This is a genomic window from Zhongshania sp. (genome assembly GCF_041584495.1).
In the GTDB taxonomy this organism is placed as follows: domain Bacteria; phylum Pseudomonadota; class Gammaproteobacteria; order Pseudomonadales; family Spongiibacteraceae; genus Spongiibacter.
The window spans coordinates 1-1300 of sequence record NZ_JBFHDY010000298.1; the positions used below are offsets into that span (position 1 = coordinate 1).

The following is a 1300-nucleotide window of genomic DNA, read 5'->3' on the forward strand; positions in this document are numbered from 1 at the left end:
AATACATCGTACCGATGTCTTTGTGGTTGGTGGTAAATAACCACCGAGTTAAACCTTTAGCAGGTCCGTGATGAGCACCCATGGTGTATCCCCCTACTGACCTTTCTTGAATTTGTAAATGTCAACTGGCTGCAACATGTCACCCATGTTGTTGCCAAACGAGTTGCGCTGGTAAGTGATAACCGCAGCAAGATCAACTTCGTTAAGCTGACTACCAAACGCAGGCATCGCAGTGCCGGGCACGCCGTGAACAACAACTTCCATATGCTCTTTCATAGAGCCAGTTGCTATTGGGCTACCTGCAATTGCCTTACCTACGCCACCTTCGCCATTGGCGCCATGACAAGCTGCACAGCCGCTGGTGTAAACATTCTTACCGCGAGCAACCAACTCATCCAAGCTGAAATCTTTCGCCATCAGCTCTTTGATTTCTGCAGCGGCAGCTTGCTTTTCAGCCAACCAAGCGTTGTATTCAGGCTCTTCAACTACGTTTACCACAATCGGCATAAAACCGTGGTTGCGGCCGCAGAGCTCGGCACACTGACCACGGTAAACACCGGTTTCAGTGGCTTTTGTCCACGCTTCATTAATAAAGCCAGGAATCGCATCGCGCTTAACAGCTAGAGCAGGTACCCACCACGCGTGTAGGACGTCGTTAGCGGTAACCAAAAAGCGCACTTTTTTGTTGACCGGAATAACCACTGCTTCGTCGACTTCTAACAAGTAGTTAGAACCCTTTTCTTCAGTGTTAGCAATTTCTGCACCGTCGGTCAGCAAATTCGAAAAAAAGCTAACGTTGTCGCCATCTGGATTGATGTATTCGTATTTCCATTTCCACTGGTAACCAGTGATCAGGATATCCAGCTCCGAATCATCAGTGTCGTAGATTTCAATCAGGGTCTTAGTAGCCGGAACCACCATAACCAACAGGATCAAAAACGGTACGATAGTCCAAATGATTTCCACCTTGGTGTTTTCGTGGAAGGTCGCTGGCTCAGGGTGACGGTCTTTACGGTAAGCAAATACCGAGTAAAACATCACGCCAAATACCAAAATGCCCGTTGCGACGCAGACGTAGAAAACCCACATATGCAAATCGTAAATTTGATGACCGACCTCGGTGATACCTGGGGTCATATTTGTTTGCCAACGCGCGCCTTCTTCGGCCCATGCGCCGGTACTAAAAAGGCTTAGCAGCATTAGCACAGGACTAAGCGCCAGCTTTAAAAGCCGTCTCGCTTGTAAATACATCTCCCGTGTCTCCATGTATAGTTGAATAAAGACCCCGCCGCTAAATCTG

1 protein-coding gene is annotated in these 1300 nt (G+C 48.2%); it reads right to left on the reverse strand.

Features of this window, described 5'->3' with window-relative positions; translation table 11 throughout:
* Positions 1-93 precede the first annotated feature (93 nt).
* Positions 94-1251, reverse strand: a complete 1158-nt coding sequence (gene coxB / locus ABYP33_RS19305) for a cytochrome c oxidase subunit II (protein ID WP_373092998.1) — start codon at positions 1249-1251, stop codon at positions 94-96.
* Positions 1252-1300 lie beyond the last annotated feature (49 nt).

Bases quoted from the DNA above. Each gene is read 5' to 3' on its own strand.
- coxB (WP_373092998.1), bottom strand. From the start codon at position 1,251: ATGTATTTACAAGCGAGACGGCTTTTAAAGCTGGCGCTTAGTCCTGTG.